The following is a 21,819-nucleotide window of genomic DNA, read 5'->3' on the forward strand; positions in this document are numbered from 1 at the left end:
GTCGGATCGAGGGTCAGATCAGGATTCCCGGATTGCACACGCCGGCCGGATCGAGCGACGCCTTCACCGCCCGCAACGCCTCGAGCGCCAGGGGCCCGATCTCGTCGTGGTAGGCGTCCCGATGATCCCGGCCGACCGCGTGGTGGTGGGTGATACTGGCCCCGGACGCCCGAATCGCGGAATTGGCCGCGGTTTTCGCCGCCGCCCACTGCGTCAGCGGATCGTCGCCGAACGGTGCGACGACGGTGAAGTACAGCGAGGCGCCCGACTCGTAGACGTGACTGATGTGGCACATCACCAGCGGTGGCGTGCCCGACGCCGTGAGCGAATCCGTGAGGGCGGCCGTCACCGCGTCGCGCACCTCGTGCAACCGCGACCAGAAGGCGACGGTCTCGAGCGTCTCGACCAGCACGCCCGCATCGAGCAACGGATCACGCAGATACGGTGCGGCGAAACGGCCTGTCCGCCAGGACTCCCCGGGACCGTCGCCCAGCGCGCTGCCGCCGGCGTCGGTCAGGACCGCCGACGCCGCGTCGCGACGGCGTGTCACCTCGTCGGCAGCACCCTCATATCCGGCGACGACCAGACACCCCGCTGACCCACCATCGCCCGCTTCGCTCCCGGCGCCGGCCGGATCCGCGAGATTCAGCGCGGTCTCCACCTCGTCGGACAGCCTCAGCACCGTCGGCAACGGACCGTCCTGGGCGAGCCGACGAAGCGCGGTCGCACCGTCGGCGAACGTGGCGAAGCGCCAGGCGTCGAAGACGCGGGCCACCGGCACCGGCCGGATGCGCACCTGCACGCTCGTGATGACACCGAACACACCCTCCGACCCCAGGACCAGCTGACGTAGATCGGGGCCGGCCGCCGAGCGGGGCGCGGTACCGAGTTCGATCGTGCCGCGCGGGGTCGCCAGCACGAGTCCCTCGACCATCTCGTCGAACCGCCCGTAGCCCGCCGACGATTGGCCGGCAGATCGGGTGGCCGCGTAGCCACCGATTCCGGCACCCTCGTAGGACTGCGGGAAATGCCCGATGGTCCACCCCTTCTCACGCAGGAGCGCTTCGGCCGCCGGCCCCCGCAGGCCCGCCTCCAGGGTCGCCATCCGGGAGATCTCGTCGATCTCCACCACCCGGTCGAGGCGTCGCAGGTCGAGGCTGATCACACCGGTGACCGCGGCACGATCCGGCGTCAGACCACCGACCACGGACGTCCCACCGGTGAAGGGCACCACGGCGATCCGCCGGTCCGAACACAGCCGCAGGATCGCGACCACCTCGTCGTGGCCACCGGGGTGCACCACGAGATCGGGCGCATCGCCGGCGTCGCCCGCACGCAACCGCAGGATGTCCGGGGTGGAGTACCCGCGCGTGTGCTGAACCCGTGCGGCATCCGCGTCGGTGACGTTTCCGGCACCGACGATCGCCGAGATCTCCTCTCGGACACTGGGATCGACGACCGGTCGGGGAAGGGTGATCGTCGCCGGGTCGACGCCGGAGTCGGCGTCCCGGCCGCCGGCGAGCGCAGCCGCCGCGCTGGGCAGTTCGGCGGTGCGCGCCGGGTCCCCCCATCGCGGCCGGCGCATCTGGACGACGGGTATCGCGGTCTCGTCGGACATCCGCTCGTCGGTCATCGGGCCGCGCCCGGTGCGGCACCGCCGGTCGGCGGAACACCCCCGGGATCATCCCCACCGGGGGCGTCTCCCTCGGCGTCGGTGCGCACGACCGCCCGGACGACGAGTTCGGCGATCTGCTCATCGCTCAGGAAGCTGTCGGGGATGAGCATGAGGGAGTAGATGGTGCGTACGAGGAACTCCGCGGCTCCCCGTGGGTTCGGGAACAGCTGGTCCCCGATCTGGGGTTCGAGGTCGGGCAGGGTCTCCGACACGATCTGGTGGATGAGGGTGGGCCCGGCCGAATCGCTGGTGGCGACCAGCGCGCGCACGACCTCCTCGGGCTCCTTGCGCAGGACGTACTGCAATGCGTCGTGGTTGCGGATGTAGGGCAGCACGTTCACCACCTGCGCGTGGATCTTGCCCGCCGCGTCGGGTGCACTCGCCGACCACTCCACCAGCTTCACCCGCAGCAGCGAGACCTCGCGTTCCACGATCGCCGTGACCAGCGCTTCGCGCCCGCCGAACATCCGGTAGGCGGTGGCGCGCGCGACCCCGGCGTGCCGTGCCACCGACGTCAGACTCAGCGTCTTGGCCCCGAACCGGGAGACAAGCCCGACTCCGACATCCACCATGCGGTCGCGATCCATGCGAAAACCGTAGCGAATCAGGCTGAGGCGGGAACCGTCGTGGTCGTCGTGGTGACGGTCGGCGGCGGGATCGCGGCTTCGGCGGACCCGGCATCCCCCGTACTCGGCTGCGGTGCCGAGTCATCCGCGGGCACGTCGGACTCGCGTGACGTGGAGGGCGCCGAGGGGGCCGGCGGAGGTGACGATCGACGGGCCGGCGGCGTCGTCCGCTCGGGTACCGGCGCCTCGGCGCGCGCGCTGATCGTGGTCTGGCGCTCGACGCGGTCGACGCCCGTACCGCCGCCACGGCAGTCGACGACGAAGACCCTCGACACGTTCGGGAACACCGAGGCCCCGAGCGTCCCGCGCGAGCCCGGCCCCATCGACGCGGAGTCGGTGGGACGGAGCGCACCGCTCGGCGTCAGGGTGCACTCCAGGGCAGGGCTGCGCGTGGCGTTGTTGTACAGGGTGATCTGCAGGTGGGTTCCGTCGACACGCAACGCGCACCCGGGGATCGGCCCGGAACCGGAGAACGGTGGGCAGCTCACAGTGGGCGGCGCCGCAGGCGATTCCGAGTCGACGGTCAGCAGCGTTGCCACCGCACCGAGAGTCAGCGACCCGCCGATGGCGAGGCCGGCGACGAGCTTGCGCATGGCGGTGTCCCCTCGGTTGCGGTCGTGCCGGGAACCCGTCGTGGGTCGGGAGGCGTCAACGCCGGCGACGATGCGTCCAGGCTACGCGCACGGCGGGCCACACGCGGCCGTCTCGGCAGCAATCGGCGCGCGACGGCGACGCCGGCCAGGCAGAGCAGTCCACCGACGATGCCGACACCGGTGGGCAGCTCGCCGAGCAGCGCCCATGAGAGGACGATGACGAGTGCAGGGACGACGAGCGTCGTGGCCGCCATCGCGCTCGCGTCGGTCCGGGCCAGCGCGTAGGCCCACGTGGAGAATGCGATCGCGGTCGGTCCGACCCCGAGGTAGATGACCGCCCAGATCGCGCCCGGCTCGGCGCCGGACAGTTCGGCGACGGCGACGGGCGCGAACGGCGCAGTCGCGACCAAGCCCGCGACCGCACCCAGCCAGGTGGCGGTCAGCGCATCGACGGTGCGCAGTGCGGATTTCTGGATCAGCACGCCGGTCGCGTAGAGAATCGCCGCGGCTACCCCGAGCACGACACCGAGCCAGTCGGCGTGCGCGTCCGCGGTCGCCGACCCGCCGAGTGCTATCAGCACCACCCCCGCGAAAGCAATCGTCATGCCGATCACGAGATGGCGCGGGAATCCCTCTCCCAGAAACAATCCCGCGGCGACGGCGACGAGGATCGGCGCCAGGTTCACGAGCAGCGCCGCGGTCCCGGCGTCGAGGTGACGCTCGGCCCAGTTCAGCAGGACGGTGTACCCGGCGAACCAGGCGACGCCGTAGGCCGTCACCATGGCGAGCGCTCGACCCCGCGGGAACAGTGGCCGTGCCTGCGCCCCGGTCGCCCGTGCACGCAGACGCACCACCGCCACGAGGATCGTCAGCGGGATGACCGCGGCGAGCAACCGCAGAAAGGCCATGGCACCCGGGGAGAACGTGTCGCCCAGCGCACGGATGCCGACGAACGCCGACGCCCACAACACGACGGTCACGAGTGCGGCGAGCGCGGGCAGTGATGCGGCGGCGGACACAGAGGAGGCCGGCGTCAGGCGCGAGGACATGTCCTCCAGGTTCGCCCATTCCGCACTTCAGGACAAGTGAATACTCATTTCCGATACTTCAGCATCACTGAAGTGTTCCCGTTGTATCGTCTCCACATGGTCGACATCCACCGCCTCCGGGTCCTGCGCTCGGTCATCGGCGAGCGGTCCATCGGCGGGGCCGCGGCCGCGCTCGGATACACACCGTCGGCAGTCAGTCAGCACATCGCCACGCTCCAGCGCGAGACCGGGCTGTCACTGGTCGAGCGCGACGGGCGCGGCATCGTGCCGACCGAGGCCGGCCTCATCCTGGCACGCGAGTCCGACACCGTCTTCGAACAGATCGCGCGCGTCGACGGCCTGATCTCGGAGCTGCGCGACGGGCGTCTCGGCCAGTTGCGCATCAACTACTTCGCCTCCGCGGGCGCCACCTGGATTCCGCCGATCGTCGCCACGATCTCCCGCGAGTTCCCCGGGCTGCGGCTCGATCTGCGCCTCATCGAACTGATGGGTCCGTCGTCGGCGTCGCCCGACATCGAGATCTACGTGGCGGACAGCCGACGACCCTCCGCCGAGGTCGCGGGATTCGTCGGTCGCCGACTGACCACGGACCCCTATCACGCTGTCGTGCCGGAGGATTCAGCGTGGGCCGCGCTGGAGTCGGTGACCCTGCGCGAACTGTCCCAGGTCCCCTGGGTAGACAACGACGTGGCACGCGGACCCTGCCGGCAGGCACTGCTCGACGCCTGCACCTCGGTGGGCTTCGTACCCGACTTCAGCGTGGAGACGCAGGACTACCCGACCGCGATCCGCTTCGTCGCGGCCGGCGTCGGACTCACCGTCGTCCCCGAGCTCGCACTCATCGACCTGCCACCCGGTGTCGCGTCGATTCCCATCGTCGACCCCACGCCCGCGCGCGAGGTGCGGGTGAGGGTGCGACAGGCCGGACTCGACCTGCCTCCGATCCGGCGAGTGCTCGACATGCTCGACGCCGCTGTCGCCCAGACGGTTTCGTAGGCTCAGCCGAGCTTGCGCAGTCGTGGGGCGAGGTCGCGCTCGAAGTTCTCGAGGAAGCGGCGCTGGTCATGCCCGGGGGCGTGGAACACCAGGTGGTTGAGCCCGGCGTCGGTGTAGAACTTGACCTTCTCGACGGCCTCGTCGGGATCGGACGAGACGATCCACCGCTTGGCGACCTGCTCGATCGGCAACTCGTCGGCCAGGCGCTCCATCTCGGTCGAGCTGTTGACGCTGTGCTTCTGCTCCGGCGTCAGCGACAGCGGCGCCCAGAAGCGCGTGTTCTCCAGTGCCAGTTCGGGATCGGGATCGTAGGAGATCTTGATCTCGATCATCTTGTCGATGGTGTCGACGTCGCGTTCGGCCTTCTCCGCACCTTCGGCGACCGCGGGCAGCAACTTCTCGGTGTAGAGCTCGGGCCCCTTGCCGGAGGTGCAGATGAAACCGTCGCCGGAGCGGCCCGCGTAACGAGCGACGACCGGACCGCCGGCGGCGACGTACACCGGGATCGGCTGCTCCGGAACGTCATACATGTACGCGCCCTGTGTGTGGTAGTACTCGCCGTCGAAGTTCACTTCCTCGCCGGTCCACAGCTCGCGCATCAGCTTGATGGACTCACGCAGGCGCGCGAAGCGCTCCTTGAACTCCGGCCACTCGCCCTGGAATCCCGTCGCGTACTCGTTGAGTGCCTCGCCGGTTCCGACGCCGAGCATGATGCGACCGGGGTACAGGCAACCCATCGTGGCGAAGGCCTGCGCGATGACCGCGGGGTTGTAGCGGAAGGTCGGGGTCATGACCGAGGTGCCGATCTGCACCCGCTTGGTGCGCTCACCGACCGCCGCCATCCACGCGAGGGAGAAGGGCGCGTGCCCGCCGTTGTGCCGCCAGGGCTGGAAGTGATCGCTCACCGCAACCGAATCCATGCCGTGTTCTTCGGCCGCGACCGCGATCTCCACCAGCTCGCGCGGATCGAACTGCTCCGCCGACGCCTTGAAACCGAGCTTGAGTTCTGCCATGTCGCCTCGCTCCTTTGCCACCGGCCCCCATCGCCGGCCCGGGCCGGTCTGTCAGTCGGCCGAATCGTGTTGTGACCTCGCATACCAACGTAGAGCATGCGTGGGAACCCCGGCGTCGCCAGCCTGCCGCCGCGTCAGCCGGCCTGCCTTCCGGCCGTGCCCGCCTCATCTACCTCACCGGCGGTGAGCGTCCGGGACGCTCCTGCTCTCGTGTCGGCGATGTGCAGCTCCAGCAAGTCGGCCGCACGTTCGGAGTCGCGGTCGCGCACCGCGTCGAGAATCGCGCGATGCTCGGCCACCGAGACGCCGTGCCGTCGGCCCGCGGTCGGCAGGTAGTAGAAGCGAACCCGCTTGTTCACGTCGGCGACCATCGACTCGAGAACACGGTTGTGCGCACAACCGGCGAGGCCGACGTGGAAGTCGCAGTTGATCGCGGACAGCACTGCGTCATCGGTCGTCGCGTCCTGACGTTCGACGATCCGCACGAGATCGTCGAGTTGCGCCGCGGTCCGTCGTTGCGCTGCGAGCCACGCCGCTTTCCGCTCGACGATGAGCCGCGCCTCGAACAGGTCCGACAGTTCGGCGGAGTCCCGGTCCCGGACGTAGGTCCCGCGGTTGTGACGACGGACGACCCACCCCTCGGCTTCCAGGGACCGGAGGGCCTCCCGCACCGGGATGTGACTGACCCCGGACTCGCGGGCGAGCTCGTCGGCGTTGATCCTCGTGCCCGGCGCAAGCCGTCCGGAGAGGATGGCCTCCTCCACGTCGGCGCGGATCCGGTCGGCAGGCGCGGGGGTGGCGCCCACGACGGGGGCACGCTCGATCATGCAGAGATCCTATATGACGACGGTCGTCTCGCGCAGAGGTGCGTATCGGGCCGTCACCACCGCGCGAGATCGCGCTCGCTGTACCGCGGACTATGCGGATTAATCGGCTGTTAACGAAGCTGCAACGGGAGCGCGACGCCTCCGGCGTTTCCTATAGGAACCTGCAACGAGGTTCGGGAGGAACCATGAGATCCACCTCAGACATACCGGTCGCCGGCACCAGCCCTGACGACGCCGACGGCGATACGTCGGCGTTCGACGAGTACGAGGACCGGCCGGTACCGGCATCGGCGCGCAAATCGCTCTTCGCGGTGTCGTCGGTGTGGCTCGGGTTCCCGATGATCCTCACCTGCGCCGTCTTCGGCGGCATGATCGTGTACTCGCTCGGGTTCTGGCCGGGTATGGCCGCGATCGCGGTCGGCAATCTGATCCTGATGGCCTACGTCGGGCTGCTGAGCTACCAGGCGGGCCGCACCGGCGAGAACTTCGCGCTGATGGCTGCCCGCACGTTCGGCGCCAAGGGCTACCGCATCCCGGCAGCCTTCCTCACCACAGTGGTGATCGGCTGGTTCGCCTTCCAGACCGGTCTCACCGGATCGACGCTCGAGGCAAGCATGGGGTGGAACGCCACGCTGATCGCCCTGATCGCGGGCATCGGGTATGTCGCGGCGACCCTGCTCGGCATCCGGGCACTGACCGTGATCGGGATCGTCGCGGCACCGCTCTATCTGATCCTCGGCGTTCTCGCCATCGTCGACGCCTCGTCCGCACCCGGCGCCGGAGAGTTCGCCTCCTACACCGGCGGAGCGGGGGTCACCGCGCTCACGTTCGGAGCCGCGGTCACGCTCGTGGTCGCCCTGTTCGCCGACTCCGGAACCATGACAGCGGATTTCACCCGCTGGTCGGTCAACGGCAAGCAGGCATTCCTCGCCGCGTTCAGCGCCTTCCCGGTCGGCAACACCGTCGCGTTGACCATCGGCGGCGTCATCGTGGCGATGGGCGCTGGGGATGATCCGGCCACCAACGGCGGCGGGTTCCTCGGCATCCTCATCGACAACGGCGGCGTGCTGGTGCCGATCGCGGTCGCCTTCGTGTTCATCAACCTGGGTTCGGTGTGCACGCATTGCCTCTACAACGGCGCCGTCGGCTGGAGCGAATTGACCGGCATCCGGATGCGCGTGCTCACCGTCGGACTCGGCGCCATCGGCGTCGCGCTCGCCGTCGCCGGCATCTGGCAGCACTTCGAGGACTGGCTCAACCTGCTCGGCGTCGTCGTCCCACCGCTCGGGGCGGTCCTCATCGTCGACCAGGTGCTGCCGCTGACCAGGCGGGCCGCGTCGTCCGACGCCCCGACACCCTGGCGCGCAACGGCGTTCATCGCGTGGGGCGCCGGTGCGATCGCAGCGCTCGTCACCCACTACGTCGCCCCGGCCCTGTGTGTCGTCGCGGTGGGGATCGTCGTGTCCGGCGCCCTCGCGGCACTTCTGAGCCGGCGGACGTCCGCCACGTCGTCGACGCCGGACGTCACCGCCGAGAACACCACCTCGGCGCCGGTGTGACAGATCACCCCCGACATCCGCACACCCCCGACCAGGAATCGACCATGACATCTGCTGCACCACATGAATTCTCGACCATCGGCGGCGCACGGCCGTATGCGTGGCCCTACGACGGCGGGTTCGACCCCGCCTCCACCGCACTCCTCTGCATCGACTGGCAGACCGACTTCTGCGGTCCCGGCGGCTACGTCGACTCGATGGGCTACGACCTGTCGCTGACGCGGGCACCGCTCGAGCCGACCGCCCGGGTCCTGGCCGCGGCGCGCGACGCCGGCCTCACGATCATCCACACCCGGGAAGGTCACCGCGCCGACCTGTCCGACCTCCCGGCCAACAAGCGCTGGCGGTCGGGACGGATCGGGGCCGAGATCGGCTCCACCGGCCCCTGCGGGCGCATCCTCATCCGCGACGAACCGGGATGGCAGATCGTGCCGGAGGTCGCTCCGCTCGACGGCGAGATCGTCATCGACAAGCCAGGCAAGGGCGCGTTCTACGCGACCGACCTCGATCTCGTGTTGCGCACCAACGGGATCACGCACGTCATCCTCACCGGCATCACGACCGATGTCTGCGTCCACACCACGATGCGCGAGGCGAACGACCGCGGTTACGAATGTCTGATCCTCTCCGACTGCACGGGTGCGACCGATCCCGCCAACCACGAGGCGGCGCTCAACATGGTCACGATGCAGGGCGGTGTGTTCGGCGCCGTCGCCGCGTCGTCGGACCTCCTCGACGTGCTCGGCGCGGGGGTCGCCGACGCGCTCGCCGGATAGCGCTCTCGTCCCTGCGGGGCGGTGTGTTCGCTGCCGGAGGATTCCTCCGGCAGCGAACAGAGTGGACTTGAAGCCAACTTGAAGTTCTACCGTGGACGGCATGAGCATGCAGTCCGTGGCCTGGGACATGATGTACAAGTCCTCCACCCAGCCGAGCAGCAAACGGTTGCGGGGCGACCGCCGGGTGATACTTCGCCGGATCGGCGACTTCGCCCGCCCGCACCGGCGTCGTATCGCCTTCTTCCTCGTCCTGTCGGTCTTCACCGCGGTGCTGACGGTCCTGACCCCGCTGCTGGCGGGCCGGGTGGTCAACCTCATCACCGAGGGCGGCTCGGAGGCGATGATCGTGGGACTCGCGGTCGCCATCGCGCTGATCGCCGTCGCCGAGGCCGCCGCGGGGATAGGGGTCCGGTGGCTGTCGGCGAACATCGGCGAGGGCCTCATCCTCGATCTGCGTCGCGCCGTCTTCGACCACGTGCAGCAGATGCCGGTCGCGTTCTTCACGCGTACCCGTACCGGGGCGCTGGTGAGCCGGCTCAACAACGACGTCATCGGTGCCCAGCGCGCGTTCAGCGACACCCTGTCGGGCGTCGTCTCCAACATCGTCACGCTGACCCTGACCCTCGCCGTGATGATCGCGATCAGCTGGCAGATCACGCTGCTCGCGCTGATCCTGCTGCCGGTCTTCGTCGTACCGGCGCGGCGCATGGGCCGGCGGATGGCCGCGCTGTCCCGCGAGGCCGCCGAGCACAACGCCCGGATGTCGACGCAGATGACCGAGCGCTTCTCCGCTCCCGGCGCCACGCTGGTGAAGCTGTTCGGGCGGCCCGATCTCGAGTCCCGGGAATTCGCCGAACGCGCCGACCGCGTCCGCGACATCGGGGTACGCCGCTCGATGCTGCAGGCGTATTTCATGACGACGCTGATGCTGGTGTCGGCGCTCGCCCTCGCCCTGGTCTACGGGCTCGGCGGTTGGCTTGCGGTACAGGATCACCTGTCCGCGGGCGCGGTGGTCTCGCTGGCGCTGTTGCTGACCCGGATGTACGCGCCACTGACGGCCCTGGCGAATGCCCGCGTCGAGATCATGAGTGCGCTGGTCAGCTTCGAGCGCGTCTTCGAGGTGCTCGACCTGCGGCCCCTCATCACCGACGCGCCGGATGCGATCGCGGTGCCCGGCACCGAGAGTGGCCGACCCGTGCCGGTGTCCGTCCGGTTCGAGGACGTCTCGTTCGCCTATCCGGCGGCCGACAAGGTGTCCCTGGCCTCGTTGGAAGAGGTTGCCCAACTGGACAATCGAGCCGGGACGACGGTTCTGCACAACGTCGACCTGAATGTTCCGGCCGGCAGCATGGTGGCCCTCGTGGGGAGTTCGGGTGCGGGTAAGTCGACCATCGCGAGTCTCGCGACCCGCCTCTACGATGTCGACGAGGGGTCGATCCAGCTGGCCGGGGTGGACATCCGGAAGTTGCAGACCGCGTCGGTCCACCGGACCGTCGGCCTCGTCACCCAGGACGGGCATCTCTTCCACGATTCCATTCGCGCGAACCTCGTTCTCGCGCGGCCGAACACGTCCGACGACGAGATCTGGGACGCGCTGCGGCGAGCTCGGCTCGACGACCTCGTCGGATCACTTCCCGACGGGCTGGACACCGTCGTCGGCGAACGCGGCTACCGGCTGTCCGGCGGTGAGCGCCAACGGATGACGATCGCCCGACTGCTCCTGGCCCAGCCGTCGGTCGTGATCCTCGACGAGGCCACCGCGCATCTCGACTCGACGTCGGAGGCTGCGGTCCAGGAAGCACTCGGTGAAGCACTCGAGGGTCGGACCTCGATCGTCATCGCACACCGGCTCTCGACGATCCGGGCTGCCGACGAAATCGTCGTACTCGAAGCCGGGCGCGTCGTCGAACGCGGTGATCACCCGACACTCCTCGCCCGCAACGGTCGCTACGCCGAGCTCTACCGCACCCAGTTCGCCGACGACGATCCCGAGGACTCGGATTCGCTGACGGCGTGACCCTTCGTGACGCGGGCTCCGCAAGCTCCACCCGCTCCTCAGGGAGCAGGGGCAACGCGGGCTCCGCAAGCTCCGCCCGCTCCTCAGGGAGCAGGGGCAACGCGGGCTCCGCAAGCTCCGCCCGCTCCTCAGGGAGCAGGGGCGGGCTCAGTCGTCGAGGTCGTCGAAGTTGTCGATCAACCCGCGGCGCCGGGGGCGGTCGTCGGTGTCCTTGACCCGCTCACCGAGGCGGCGCCGGAGCTGCATGCCGATCAGCACGACGTTCACGACGACCACGGCGATCCCGACGGCCACCCAGAACCACCGGCCCTCCTGCCACCAGCCGACGGTCAGCCAGCCGATGCAGAAGATGAGGATGGTCGCGCCGACGATGGTCAGCGTCATCGAGAACGTCTGCGCGCTCCGCGAGAAGTCGGGGCCGGTGGTCACGTCGATCTCCCTGGATGGTGGACGGCTGAGTGTCGCGGCCGTCCCGAAGGTAGGAGTGTCGTGGTGAACGGCGAGGTCAGGACTGGATCACCATGACCACCGCGACGAGGACCGCCACCACCACTATCGCAGCGACCACGAGCATGACCTGCTTCGGGCCCGGCATCTCGCCTCCGGTGACCAGCGCGCGCGTCGTCCGTCGCCATCGCCAGGCCCCGAGTACGGCCAGCGAAGCACCCAGCCCGACCATCAGGACGCCCAGTGCGACGTCGATGAGCGGGGTGGTCTCGTCGGGCGACAGGTAGACGACGGCGATCCCGGCCGCCATGAATCCGAGGGCGGTCCGGACCCACGCGAGCAGCGTGCGCTCCGCGGCCAGGGTGAACCGGGCGTCCACCGCGCCCGGGGGTCTGGTCTCCAACTCGTCGGCGTAGGCGGTGCCCGGGTTCGCCGGGGTCGGGGTGTTCACGTCGTCAGCCGGCGCGCTTGCCCGTTCGTTCGTCAGTGGTCTTGCCCTCTCGGATCGCGTCGGTGGCGAAGGCCGCGGTCACCTCGACCGCGTCCAGTGTCTCCGGGTGATGCGAGCTCAGCACCGGAAATGCATGGATCTGCCAGGCGTAGATGTGGGCCACCGCGGTGACACCCGCCTCGTCGAGCGATTCGACGAGGTCGATGACGTCGGGCTCGAGCATCTCCCCCTCGGCCGCGACCAGGACGGTCGGCGGAAACGACGCGAGGTCGGCGTCGACGATGCGTCGCACACCCGAGAGCGGGATCGGGCCCCTGTCGAACTGCGGCGCCAGCCGGGCCATCTTGGTCTTCGGCAGGTAGGCGTCGGAACGGCTGGACCGGTCCGGATGAGTACCCAGATCCATGTCGAGCAGCGGCGAGAACCCGACCAGGGCCGCCGGGGTCGGGAGGTCCCGGGCCGCGACCGCCTCGACCACCTTGGCGGCCAGGAAACCGCCGGCGGAATCCCCGGCGACGATGACGCGACGGAACCCGCGCTCGTTGATCAGTTCGGCGTAGGCGTCGACCGCGTCGACGACGGACGTACCGACACCCGCCTTCGGCAGCTGGCGGTACTCGAGCGAGAACACCGGCACCTCACACGCCCGCGCCATCCGCGCCGCGATCGAGCGGTGCGTGCCGAGCCCGCACACCACGAAGGCGCCACCGTGCAGATAGAGCATTGCCGTGTCGCTGTCCCGGCGCGACGGCCCGACCGGCATGATCAGTTCCGCAGGCCGGCCGGCGAGGACCAGTTGCTCGCGGACCACGCCCCGGGGCTTGGGTCCGATCGCGATGAGCCGGTCGATGAGGAAGAGACCGGCGAGTCCCGGCTTGTTGACCGGCCACAACGCCAGGGTCGGCTTCAGGAGCACACGTGCACCGAGCCACATGGGGAACGACCGCAGGCTGGGCCGACGGTGGTGAACGATGGGCATCAGATTCCTCCTGGCCCGAAACTACACCTCGGAGCCACACGTTTCAGTCCGTTCATCGGCGACCGCGTTCACTGTGTCGAGGCCGGTCGGTCACCTTCGTCGGCTATATTCTCGGACTCGTGACCCCATCGCGGATGTGCCCGGCAGGTGCCGGTTAGGTGCCGATCCCACCCCAGTTCCTGCTGTCTGCGCAGGCAGACCCCCCTCGCACCCTCTGCGACGTACTCACCGCCACCGCCCGTGCACACCCGGACGCGGCGGCCATCGACGACGGCGAGATGACCCTGACCTACGGCCAGTTGCTGGCCGTGGTCCGCCGCACCGTCGCGCGCCTCGGCGAGGCCGGCGTCGGGCGTGGCAGCCGGGTCGGCATCCGGATGCCCTCGGGCTCGCGAGACCTCTATGTCGCGATCCTGGCAACCCTCTACGCGGGCGCCGCCTACGTGCCGGTCGACGCCGACGACCCGGACGAACGCGCCGAGCTCGTCTTCGGCGAGGCCGACGTCGACGCCATCGTCGACGCGGACGGACCCCGTTCGACGAGAACGGGGTCGACCGCTTCGACGCCTGCGGAACCCCCGGCCCGCCCCACACCCGACGACGATGCGTGGATCATCTTCACCTCCGGGTCCACCGGCAAGCCCAAGGGCGTCGCGGTCACCCACCGCAACGCCGCGGCCTTCGTCGACGCCGAGGCGGCCATGTTCCTCCCGGACGCCCCGATCGGCCCCCACGACCGGGTCCTGGCCGGGCTGTCGGTCGCCTTCGACGCGTCCTGCGAGGAGATGTGGCTCGCGTGGCGCAACGGCGCGTGCCTGGTACCCGCACCGCGCTCGCTGGTACGCAGCGGCATGGACCTCGGACCGTGGCTGGTGGCGCGGGACATCACCGTCGTGTCGACGGTGCCCACGCTGGCCTCGCTGTGGCCGCCCGAAGCCCTGGAAGCGGTGCGGCTGTTGATCTTCGGCGGCGAGGCCTGCCCGCCCGAGCTCGCCGACCGGCTCGCCGTCCCGGGCCGTGAGGTCTGGAACACCTACGGCCCGACCGAGGCGACGGTCGTCGCCTGCGCCGCACCACTGGGCGGCGGTGGTCCGGTACGCATCGGATTACCCTTGCGCGGTTGGGATCTCGCCGTCGTCGACGCCCAGGGCCAACCGGTGGCCGAAGGCGAGGTCGGTGAACTGGTGATCGGCGGCGTCGGCCTGGCCCGGTATCTCGATCCCGCGAAGGATGCGGAGAAGTACGCTCCGATGCCGACGCTCGGCTGGGAACGTGCTTACCGCAGTGGCGATCTGGTGCGGCTGGACACCGCGGGCCTGCTGTTCATGGGCCGCGCCGACGACCAGGTGAAGGTCGGCGGCCGGCGCATCGAACTCGGCGAGATCGACAACGCGCTGCAGAACCTGCCCGGGGTGAGTGGGGCAGCGGCCGCGGTCCGCAAATCCGCGGCCGGCAACAGCCTGCTCGTCGGTTATCTCGTGTCCGCCGACCCCGGCTTCGACGTGGCCGGCGCGCACGCCGAATTGCGGCGCCAACTGCCCGCCGCCATGGTGCCCACTCTTGCCCTTGTCGACGAATTGCCCACGCGCACTTCGGGAAAGGTTGATCGTGATGCGCTGCCCTGGCCCCTGCCAGGCAGCGGCAGACCAGTGGATGACGACGTAGAACTCAGCGAGACCGAGCTGTGGCTGGCGCAACTGTGGACCGATGTCCTCGGTCTGACCGTCTCCAGCCCCGATGTCGACTTCTTCGCCGAGGGCGGCGGATCACTGGCCGCGGCACAGCTCGTCACCGCTGTCCGCGAACGGTATCCCGACATCTCGGTGGCCGATCTCTATGACCACCCGCGCCTGGGCTCCATGGCCGAGATGCTCGACGCCCGGCGCCCGACGACGAGCATCGACGAACGCCACATCGAACCGACCCCGCGCTCGGCCGGGCTGGCACAGCTCGCACTGACCCTCCCGCTGACGACGCTCACCGGACTGCAGTGGGCGACGTGGCTCGGCGTGGTCAACAACCTCGCGGTCCTCACCGCCGAGCGGATGGACCGCACGGTCGAGTGGCTGGTCGAGATCAACTGGTGGGTCCTGCTGGCGGCGTTCCTGGTCTTCATCACCCCACCCGGACGCATGTGCATCGCGGCCATCGGCGCGCGAGTACTCCTCGCCCGCGTCTCTCCGGGCGTGTACCCACGCGGCGGCAACGTGCACGTGCGGCTGTGGGTGGCCGAGCGGCTCCTCGACGCCAGCGGTGCCGCCAATCTGTCCGGGGCGCCGTGGATGATCTATCTCGCGCGGGCGCTCGGTGCGACGATCGGGCGCGGCGTCGACCTGCACACCATCCCACCGGTGACAGGGCTGCTCACGGTCGGCGACGGCGTGTCCGTCGAACCCGAGGTCGACATCTCCGGCTGGTGGATCGACGGCGACGACGTCCACATCGGTGAGATCGCGATCAAACGCGGGGCGTCGATCGGCGCCCGGTCGACGCTCACCCCGGGCGCGGTCGTCGGACGCGACGCCGTCGTCGCCCCCGGGTCGGCGGTGTTCGGCCGGGTCAAGGCCCGCCAACACTGGGCCGGTTCGCCCGCGGTCAAGATCGGGAAGGCCGAACATCCCTGGCCCGACCACCGGCCCCCACGGGCGACGTGGTGGGTGCCGGTCTTCGGCCTGTCCTCACTGGGGCTGGCCGCGATCCCGTTGATCTCGCTGGCGTCGGGCCTGGCGGTGATCGGGTCCTGGGCACTGACCGCGGACCGCCTGCGGGACGCCGGGATTCGCGCGCTGATCCTGCTGCCCGCGGCCACCGTCACGAGTCTGTTCGTGTTCGCCGCGATCACCGCGGCCCTGGTCCGGCTCGCCTCGCTGGGCCTGAACACCGGCTACCACCCGGTGCGTTCCCGCGTCGGCTGGCAGGTGTGGATCACCGAACGCCTCCTCGACGCCGCGCGCACCTACCTGTTCCCGCTGTACGCGAGCCTGCTGACACCGATCTGGTTCCGTATCCTCGGCGCGAAGGTCGGTGCGGGGACCGAGATCTCGACCGCACTCGTACTCCCCCGGTTCACCACCATCGGCGACGGCGCCTTCCTCGCCGACGACACGATGGTCGCGTCCTACGAACTCGGTGGCGGCTGGCTGCACATCGACGAGGCGAAGATCGGCAAGAGGTCCTTCCTGGGCAACTCCGGCATGACCGGTCCCGGCCGCAAGGTCCCCAAGAACGGTCTGGTGGCGGTGCTCTCGGCGACGCCTGACCGGGCGAAGTCGGGGTCGAGCTGGCTCGGCAGCCCGCCGGTACGTCTGCGCCGGACCGCCGCCGAGACCGACACCTCGCGCACCTTCGAGCCATCGGCCACGCTGAAGGTCGCCCGCTCACTCATCGAGACGCTGCGCCTGGTGCCCGTCATGGTGTCGTTCGGGCTGGGTATCGGCCTGCTGCTCGCGCTGCAATATGTGGCGGTACACGTGCATTACGGGGTCGCAGCCCTGGTGAGCGGCCTGCTGCTGCTGGTCGTCGGCGCGATCGCCTGTGTCACCGCCGCCGCGGCGAAATGGCTCGTCGTCGGACGCATCAGGGTCAGCGAGCATCCGTTGTGGAGTTCGTTCGTCTGGCGGAACGAATTGTCCGACGCCTTCGTCGAAACCGTTGCGGCCCCCTGGTTCGCCAACGCCGCGACCGGTACACCGATCCTCAACCTGTGGTTGCGGATGCTCGGCGCGAAGATCGGTCGCGGCGTCTGGTGCGAGACCTACTGGTTGCCGGAGGCCGACCTCGTCACCCTCGGCGACGGCGCGACCGTGCAACGCGGCTGCGTGGTGCAGACCCACCTGTTCCACGACCGGGTGATGGCCATCGATCGCGTCACCCTGGGCGCGGGTGCGACCCTCGGCCCGCACTGCGTCGCCCTCCCCGCATCCGGACTCGGCGACTCGGCGACCGTCGGACCCGCGTCGCTGGTCATGCGTGGTGATGTCGTCCCGGCGCACACCCGCTGGCAGGGAAACCCCATCGCTCCCTGGCCGCGCTGACGGGGTTTCGACAAGCTCAACCGGCAGAGGGAAGCTCAACCGGCAGAGGGAAGCTCAACCGGCAGAGGGGTGCGATCAGACCGCGGCCTCTCCGGCGGCCGGCTGCTCGACCTTCTTGGGCAGCGTGAGGAGCGTGGCGATCGACAGGGCGACGAGCATGATGCCGCCGACCCATGCGAGCACCTCGAGCGAGAACGCGGGCAGCACCATCATCACGATGCCGGCGATGATCGCGACGACGCCCGACAGGATCAGGAACCAGGTCGGGGAGTGACCGGACTTGGTGATCGCCGCGTACAGGTCGGCGACCCCCTGGAAGATCCAGCCGATCCCGATGAACACCGCGAGCAGCCACACGGCATCGCCCGGGCTGAACAATGCGATCACGCCGGCCAGCAGCACGATTGCGCCGACGACGCCCAGCATCACTCGGACCCCGGTGCTCAGGAACGATGCCGCGAAGGCCTGGTAGATGCGGAAGATGCCGGCGATGATCAGCGAGATCGCGAACAGCAGCGCGACGACGACGATGGTCGGCCCGGGCCACAGAATCGCGATGACGCCGATCACGATGCCGACGATCGACGTGATGATCAGTGCCGTGCGCACGGCACCGACCAGTTCGTCGGGGAAGTGTTTGGTGTACACCGTGGCGAAAGTCATGGTCGGAGGTTATCCGGCACTGGAGGATTCGGCGCGCTATTCGCGCAGGAGTGGCACAAACCCGACCGTCGTCGTCGATGCGGGTGAACAGGGGGTAACAAGTAACGATGACCACTATCGCTTTCTTCGAGCCGATCAGCGGCACCGGCCGGCCTGACGAGGGAATCCGGTACCGACCGACCACCTTCGCGGCCAGCCTGTGGGCACCCGGCACCCTGAACGGTCCGGCGGTGTGCGGACTCGCCGCGCGTGCGGTCGAGACCGAGTTCGGCGACGACGAATTCGTACCAGCACGGTGCACCATCGACCTCTTCAAGGCGGCGCGCGACATCGTCACCTCGACGCGGGTCCGCCTCGTCCGGTCCGGCGGACGCATCCGGGTCGTCGACGTCGACGTGGTGCAGCATCCTGAGGGCTCCGACGAGGTGGTCGTCGCCCGTGGTACGACCGTATTCCTGCGCACCTCGACCAACCCGCCTGGACAGCGGTGGCATCGATCCGCGGACACGACCACCTTCCGCCCACCCGAGATCGCCTCCGACGACGACCTGTCACCCCGGTTCGCCTCCGACGCCGCGGACGACACCATCGGCGAGTGGGAGCGGGACATGGCGAACCACCAGAACGGACGCCGTAAGCGGATGTGGTCCCGTGCCGCGCCCATCGTGGCGGGAGAGAAACTCACCCCGTTCCAGCGCGCCGTCATCAGCGCCGAGTCCGCGAGCCTCGTGTCGAATTGGGGCACCAGCGGCATCGGCTTCATCAACTGTGATCTGACCGTCGCCCTGAGCCGGCTGCCGTCGGGTGAGCGGGTCGGCGTCGAGGCCGACGCCCACATCGAGGACGACGGTGTCTCGGTCAGCAACGCGGGCCTCTACGACGCGGACGGGATGTTCGGGACCGCGCTCGTGACCGCGGTGAACAACGCGGCGGCGCAGATCGACTTCACCACTGTGGACACCTCGGAGCGGTACCGGGAAGCCTGAGCCCGCACTTCTTGAGCCTCGCGAAGCACCGTAGTGCACCTCACACATATATCTCAGGTCTTGATAAGGTCACGGCCATGACACGGCGCCTCTCACGGCTCTTCCTGGGTCTTGTCGTCTCCGTATTGGCCCTGGCCTTGACGACCACCCTGGCCGCCTCACCCGCGCACGCCGCCCGGTATGCCAATGGTCCGGCGACCATCGTCAACCGGTTGACCGGCCCGTTCGCGATGAACGACACCATCGGGCGGTTCAACATCGTCGGTACCGATCTCGGTGTCATGTGGGACAACGGTCGCGGCGAGATACTCACCGCGTTCGGCGACACCCAGTCGTTCAACGGGTGGTCCCTGTTGTACGGCGAACTCTTCTACTGGCGGTCCAACGTCCTGCTCCGCAGCACCGACAGGCATCTGAACGACGGGATGACGTTCACCTCGCATGCCGGCCGCCCCGGCCATGCGAAGCGTCTGCTGAAGCCGAACGTCCGCCGCGAGGTCACGATCATCCCGACCGCGGGTGTGGCCGCCAACGGCAAGCAGTACATGACCGTGATGTCGGTGAAACGTTGGGACTCGCCCGGCATCTGGACCACCAACTGGGCCGGTCTGGTGTCCTCCGCCGACAACGGGGAGAACTGGCGTGCGGTGAATTCGTTCCGTCCCAACGGGGGCGGCAACAAGAAGTTCCAGATGGGCGCCTTCCTCAAGGTCGGCAAGACCATCTATTACTACGGGACGCCCGACGGACGTTGGGGCGGGGTCTATCTCGCACGCGTCGACGAGAAGGACATCGAGAAGCTCGGGAAGTGGCAGTACTTCTCCTACGGCAATTGGGTACCGAACAACCCCGATGCCGCCACCCCGGTGATGGGTGCGCCGACAGGCGAGCTGTCGGTGCAGTGGAACGACTACCTCGGCAAGTACATCTCACTGGCCAGCCAGGATGTCGGCGTCACCCTGCGCACCGCCGACAAGCCCTGGGGCCCATGGACTTCCGGCGAGATCGTCGCACCCTCGGTGGACCCGTACACGGGTTACGCACCCTACATCCACCCGTGGTCGAAGGGCAGCACCCTCTACTTCACCTACTCGATCTCCATCGGGTACCAGGTCTACCTGATGCGGCTACCGCTGCGCCGCGGCTGACCTACCACTGCCCACCCCCGACACGTCGGGAGATGGACATCACCGTCCCGTGTCGGTCGGTTCACGCGAATCCTCCCAGCCAGTCGTCGATGGCTTGGGCGACTTGCGCCGCGGATTCCACGGGGGCGAGATGACCGACGCCGTCGAGCGTGACCAGGTCGGGACGGCCGGGTAGTAGCTGTTGTAACCGGGTGGCTTGCTCGACGGGAATCCATGGATCGTCGGCGCCCCAACCGATGCGGGTGGGACACCGTACCTGTGACAGTCGTTCCACGACGGGCCTGGTGTGCTCTGGTCGCAGGGCCGCGATCTGCCGATAGAAGCCGGCTTGGCCGTTCCCGCCGAGCCATGGCTGGACGAGCGCATCGAGCTGCTCTGCGGGCAGTCCGTGGGGTATGGCTCCGGCGATGTACTCGCGTACCAGCGCGGCGTGCAGCGCGTCGGGAAGTTGAGCAAACACCTCTGGATGGTCAGCGACCAGGCGGAAGAACGGTGATCCCCATGGATCGAGGGTCACGATGTCCCAGAGAAACAACGATGAATACCCGCAATCGCGGAGTAGATGTGCGCCCAACGCGACCGCACCGAGTAGTGCCCCATAGGGTGGTGTAACTCGGTGGCCGAGATCGCCTGCAGCTACGTGTTGTACACGGATGTAGAGCGGCCACCGTGTGATCCTTCGAGTCAACCGTCTAAAGAATCCTCGAGGAGTCATCACGATGACCGCACCCCATATTGTCGACCCTGCAGGCCTACTTGGCCAAGCCCTATCCGACGCATCACCGGATCTGATGCGCGAGCTGCTGCAGACCATGATCAACGCCCTGCTGTCCGCCGACGCCGACAGCGTGTGCGGCGCCGAGTGGAACGCCCGCACCGCCGAGCGCACCAACCGGCGCAACGGCTACCGGCACCGGCCCCTGGACACCCGCGTCGGCACCGTCGACGTCGCGGTGCCGAAGCTGCGCTCGGGCAGCTACTTCCCCGAATGGCTGCTCGAGCGCCGCAAGCGGGCCGAGTCCGCGCTGATCACCGTCGTGGCGGACTGCTACCTGGCCGGGGTATCCACCCGCCGGATGGACAAGCTGGTCAAGACCCTGGGCATCGACTCACTGTCAAAGTCGCAGGTTTCACGCATGGCCGCCGACCTGGACGAGCAGGTGGCCGCGTTCCGGCACCGCCGCCTGGACGATGCCGGCCCGTTCACGTTCGTCACCGCCGATGCGTTGACGATCAAGGTCCGCGAGAACAACCAGGTCGTCAAGGCGTCCGTCCTGCTGGCCACCGGGGTCAATGGCGACGGGCACCGCGAGGTCCTCGGGATGCAGGTCGCCACCAGTGAGACCAAGGCCTCGTGGAACACTTTCTTCGCCGACCTGGTGGCCCGCGGACTGGGCGGGGTGCGGCTGGTGACCTCCGATGCCCACGCCGGGCTCGTGGACGCGATCGCGGCGAACCTGCCCGGTGCAGCGTGGCAGCGGTGCCGCACCCACTACGCGGCGAACCTCATGGGCGTGTGCCCCAAGTCCATGTGGCCGGCCGTGAAAGCGATGCTGCACAGCGTGTATGACCAACCCACGGCCACCGCGGTGAACGAGCAGTTCGATCGGCTGTTGGAGTACACCGAAGGCAGGCTGCCCGACGTTGCTGACCACCTTGGCGATGCCCGCGAAGACCTGCTGGCCTTCACCGTGTTCCCCGACGACGTATGGCGCCAGATCTGGTCCAACAACCCCACCGAACGGCTCAACAGGGAGATCCGCCGCCGCACCGACGTCGTGGGCATCTTCCCCAACCGGGACGCCATCGTCCGCCTCATCGGGGCGGTCCTGGCCGAGCAGACCGACGAATGGGCCGAAGGACGCCGCTACCTCGGACTCGAAGTCCTGAGCCGCTGCCGCCTCACACTGACCACCGACACCGGCACCAGCTCGACCACGGAGGTGAGCACCGATGAACTGATGCAACTACCCGCCTGAT

The 21,819-nt window shown here is 68.8% G+C and carries 19 protein-coding genes; 8 read left to right on the forward strand and 11 right to left on the reverse strand.

From position 1 onward, the window contains the following. Positions 1-13: 13 nt before the first annotated feature. Genes AC3B5T_RS04740 through AC3B5T_RS04755 form a run of 4 tightly spaced genes read right to left on the reverse strand, consistent with a single transcriptional unit; the run spans position 14 to position 3,943 of the window. Complete coding sequence (locus AC3B5T_RS04740) at positions 14-1,618, reverse strand: FAD-binding oxidoreductase (protein WP_488358748.1); 1,605 nt, start codon at positions 1,616-1,618, stop codon at positions 14-16. Between the two features lie 11 nt (positions 1,619-1,629). Next, complete coding sequence (locus tag AC3B5T_RS04745; RefSeq protein WP_488358325.1) at positions 1,630-2,262, reverse strand: TetR/AcrR family transcriptional regulator; 633 nt, start codon at positions 2,260-2,262, stop codon at positions 1,630-1,632. A gap of 17 nt (positions 2,263-2,279) precedes the next feature. Next, positions 2,280-2,894, reverse strand: coding sequence for a hypothetical protein (locus AC3B5T_RS04750; RefSeq protein WP_488358327.1), 615 nt, complete (start codon positions 2,892-2,894; stop codon positions 2,280-2,282). Beyond that, positions 2,852-3,943 carry a DMT family transporter gene (locus AC3B5T_RS04755; RefSeq protein WP_488358329.1) on the reverse strand — a complete coding sequence of 364 codons (1,092 nt, stop codon included), beginning with the start codon at positions 3,941-3,943 and terminating at the stop codon, positions 2,852-2,854. The genes AC3B5T_RS04750 and AC3B5T_RS04755 overlap by 43 nt, the downstream gene beginning before the upstream one ends. A 96-nt stretch (positions 3,944-4,039) precedes the next feature. Here AC3B5T_RS04755 and AC3B5T_RS04760 point away from each other — a divergent pair, with 96 nt between their 5' ends. Next, the gene (locus tag AC3B5T_RS04760) at positions 4,040-4,939 is read left to right on the forward strand and encodes a LysR family transcriptional regulator (RefSeq protein ID WP_055475680.1); all 900 of its coding nucleotides are present in this window, start codon (positions 4,040-4,042) and stop codon (positions 4,937-4,939) included. A 2-nt stretch (positions 4,940-4,941) separates the two neighbouring features. Here the strand turns inward: AC3B5T_RS04760 and fgd are convergent, their stop codons facing one another. Next, positions 4,942-5,952: a glucose-6-phosphate dehydrogenase (coenzyme-F420) gene (gene fgd, locus AC3B5T_RS04765; RefSeq protein ID WP_010844846.1), complete on the reverse strand. Its 1,011-nt coding sequence runs from the start codon at positions 5,950-5,952 to the stop codon at positions 4,942-4,944. 134 nt (positions 5,953-6,086) lie between these two features. After that, positions 6,087-6,779, reverse strand: a complete 693-nt coding sequence (locus AC3B5T_RS04770) for a GntR family transcriptional regulator (protein WP_055475679.1) — start codon at positions 6,777-6,779, stop codon at positions 6,087-6,089. 185 nt (positions 6,780-6,964) lie between these two features. Here AC3B5T_RS04770 and AC3B5T_RS04775 point away from each other — a divergent pair, with 185 nt between their 5' ends. The 3 genes from AC3B5T_RS04775 (at position 6,965) to AC3B5T_RS04785 (ending at position 11,131) form a co-directional block, all read left to right on the forward strand. Beyond that, on the forward strand, positions 6,965-8,338 hold the full coding sequence (locus AC3B5T_RS04775; protein ID WP_055475678.1) for a cytosine permease: 1,374 nt from the start codon (positions 6,965-6,967) through the stop codon (positions 8,336-8,338). 44 nt (positions 8,339-8,382) lie between these two features. Then, complete coding sequence (gene biuH / locus AC3B5T_RS04780; protein WP_055475677.1) at positions 8,383-9,114, forward strand: biuret amidohydrolase; 732 nt, start codon at positions 8,383-8,385, stop codon at positions 9,112-9,114. Positions 9,115-9,214: 100 nt separating this feature from the next. Further along, positions 9,215-11,131 (forward strand): ABC transporter ATP-binding protein, encoded by a 1,917-nt coding sequence (locus tag AC3B5T_RS04785; RefSeq protein ID WP_055475692.1) that lies wholly within the window; start codon positions 9,215-9,217, stop codon positions 11,129-11,131. Positions 11,132-11,278: 147 nt separating this feature from the next. Here AC3B5T_RS04785 and AC3B5T_RS04790 read toward each other — a convergent pair whose 3' ends face one another. The 3 genes from AC3B5T_RS04790 to AC3B5T_RS04800 form a co-directional block, all read right to left on the reverse strand. Continuing rightward, entirely contained in the window at positions 11,279-11,560 is a 282-nt protein-coding gene (locus AC3B5T_RS04790) for a hypothetical protein (protein WP_014928301.1), read from the reverse strand. Positions 11,561-11,636: 76 nt separating this feature from the next. After that, complete coding sequence (locus tag AC3B5T_RS04795; protein WP_055475676.1) at positions 11,637-12,029, reverse strand: YidH family protein; 393 nt, start codon at positions 12,027-12,029, stop codon at positions 11,637-11,639. Between the two features lie 4 nt (positions 12,030-12,033). Beyond that, entirely contained in the window at positions 12,034-13,008 is a 975-nt protein-coding gene (locus AC3B5T_RS04800; RefSeq protein ID WP_014928303.1) for an alpha/beta hydrolase, read from the reverse strand. 158 nt (positions 13,009-13,166) lie between these two features. Here AC3B5T_RS04800 and AC3B5T_RS04805 point away from each other — a divergent pair, with 158 nt between their 5' ends. Beyond that, positions 13,167-17,042: a Pls/PosA family non-ribosomal peptide synthetase gene (locus tag AC3B5T_RS04805; RefSeq protein WP_055475675.1), complete on the forward strand. Its 3,876-nt coding sequence runs from the start codon at positions 13,167-13,169 to the stop codon at positions 17,040-17,042. Between the two features lie 75 nt (positions 17,043-17,117). On the opposite strand, the gene AC3B5T_RS04810 is transcribed toward AC3B5T_RS04805, so the two are convergent. Further along, complete coding sequence (locus AC3B5T_RS04810) at positions 17,118-17,705, reverse strand: HdeD family acid-resistance protein (RefSeq protein ID WP_055475674.1); 588 nt, start codon at positions 17,703-17,705, stop codon at positions 17,118-17,120. 107 nt (positions 17,706-17,812) lie between these two features. Here AC3B5T_RS04810 and AC3B5T_RS04815 point away from each other — a divergent pair, with 107 nt between their 5' ends. Together AC3B5T_RS04815 and AC3B5T_RS04820 are read left to right on the forward strand one after the other, a co-directional pair. After that, positions 17,813-18,691 carry an acyl-CoA thioesterase domain-containing protein gene (locus AC3B5T_RS04815; RefSeq protein ID WP_488358331.1) on the forward strand — a complete coding sequence of 293 codons (879 nt, stop codon included), beginning with the start codon at positions 17,813-17,815 and terminating at the stop codon, positions 18,689-18,691. A gap of 77 nt (positions 18,692-18,768) precedes the next feature. Further along, positions 18,769-19,839: a glycoside hydrolase family 183 protein gene (locus AC3B5T_RS04820; protein ID WP_055475672.1), complete on the forward strand. Its 1,071-nt coding sequence runs from the start codon at positions 18,769-18,771 to the stop codon at positions 19,837-19,839. A 61-nt stretch (positions 19,840-19,900) separates the two neighbouring features. Here AC3B5T_RS04820 and AC3B5T_RS04825 read toward each other — a convergent pair whose 3' ends face one another. Beyond that, the gene (locus tag AC3B5T_RS04825) at positions 19,901-20,356 is read right to left on the reverse strand and encodes an alpha/beta fold hydrolase (RefSeq protein WP_488358333.1); all 456 of its coding nucleotides are present in this window, start codon (positions 20,354-20,356) and stop codon (positions 19,901-19,903) included. A 202-nt stretch (positions 20,357-20,558) separates the two neighbouring features. On the opposite strand from AC3B5T_RS04825, the gene AC3B5T_RS04830 reads away from it, so the two are divergent. Continuing rightward, a complete protein-coding gene (locus tag AC3B5T_RS04830; protein WP_205334498.1) occupies positions 20,559-21,818 on the forward strand; it encodes an IS256 family transposase in 1,260 nt (419 codons plus the stop codon). Position 21,819: the final 1 nt, after the last annotated feature.

It is taken from the genome of Gordonia sp. G4, from assembly GCF_057770005.1.

Excerpts from the sequence above, each read along its gene's own strand:
- fgd (WP_010844846.1), bottom strand. The coding sequence starts at position 5,952 with ATGGCAGAACTCAAGCTCGGTTTCAAGGCGTCGGCGGAGCAGTTCGAT.
- AC3B5T_RS04755 (WP_488358329.1), bottom strand. The coding sequence starts at position 3,943 with ATGTCCTCGCGCCTGACGCCGGCCTCCTCTGTGTCCGCCGCCGCATCA.
- AC3B5T_RS04815 (WP_488358331.1), top strand. The coding sequence starts at position 17,813 with ATGACCACTATCGCTTTCTTCGAGCCGATCAGCGGCACCGGCCGGCCT.
- AC3B5T_RS04770 (WP_055475679.1), bottom strand. The coding sequence starts at position 6,779 with ATGATCGAGCGTGCCCCCGTCGTGGGCGCCACCCCCGCGCCTGCCGAC.
- AC3B5T_RS04750 (WP_488358327.1), bottom strand. The coding sequence starts at position 2,894 with ATGCGCAAGCTCGTCGCCGGCCTCGCCATCGGCGGGTCGCTGACTCTC.
- AC3B5T_RS04830 (WP_205334498.1), top strand. The coding sequence starts at position 20,559 with ATGACCGCACCCCATATTGTCGACCCTGCAGGCCTACTTGGCCAAGCC.
- biuH (WP_055475677.1), top strand. The coding sequence starts at position 8,383 with ATGACATCTGCTGCACCACATGAATTCTCGACCATCGGCGGCGCACGG.
- AC3B5T_RS04820 (WP_055475672.1), top strand. The coding sequence starts at position 18,769 with ATGACACGGCGCCTCTCACGGCTCTTCCTGGGTCTTGTCGTCTCCGTA.
- AC3B5T_RS04745 (WP_488358325.1), bottom strand. The coding sequence starts at position 2,262 with ATGGATCGCGACCGCATGGTGGATGTCGGAGTCGGGCTTGTCTCCCGG.
- AC3B5T_RS04740 (WP_488358748.1), bottom strand. The coding sequence starts at position 1,618 with ATGTCCGACGAGACCGCGATACCCGTCGTCCAGATGCGCCGGCCGCGA.
- AC3B5T_RS04785 (WP_055475692.1), top strand. The coding sequence starts at position 9,215 with ATGAGCATGCAGTCCGTGGCCTGGGACATGATGTACAAGTCCTCCACC.
- AC3B5T_RS04775 (WP_055475678.1), top strand. The coding sequence starts at position 6,965 with ATGAGATCCACCTCAGACATACCGGTCGCCGGCACCAGCCCTGACGAC.
- AC3B5T_RS04760 (WP_055475680.1), top strand. The coding sequence starts at position 4,040 with ATGGTCGACATCCACCGCCTCCGGGTCCTGCGCTCGGTCATCGGCGAG.
- AC3B5T_RS04800 (WP_014928303.1), bottom strand. The coding sequence starts at position 13,008 with ATGCCCATCGTTCACCACCGTCGGCCCAGCCTGCGGTCGTTCCCCATG.
- AC3B5T_RS04810 (WP_055475674.1), bottom strand. The coding sequence starts at position 17,705 with ATGACTTTCGCCACGGTGTACACCAAACACTTCCCCGACGAACTGGTC.